The sequence below is a fragment of the Methylobacterium sp. AC315 genome (assembly GCF_979253755.1).
In genome coordinates, this window is record NZ_CEEDEA010000120.1 from 1 (window position 1) to 243 (window position 243).

Here is a 243-nt window from a genome sequence, read left to right on the forward strand (position 1 = left end):
GTCCTGGGCCGGGCCGTGACGCAGGCGCGCTTGGAGAGCGAGCCCGGGTTCGGCGCGGCTCCGGACGGTCTGGTCGCGCGCAGCATCGCCTCGTTCCGGGAGTTGGTGCTCGGTCCCAAGCCGGAGCGGCCGGTCGCTGCGCGCGGCCGGGCGCTCGACCAGCTGCGGCGCAAGCTTGCGGTCCAGCGCGCCGACAAGGTGTTCGTGATCGACGTGGTCGTCACCACGGTGGATCCCGACCTG

General features: G+C 73.7%; 1 pseudogene. It reads left to right on the forward strand.

From position 1 onward, the window contains the following. A pseudogene (locus AC0IY0_RS28950) lies at positions 1-243 on the forward strand (lipopolysaccharide biosynthesis protein); the annotation flags it as partial.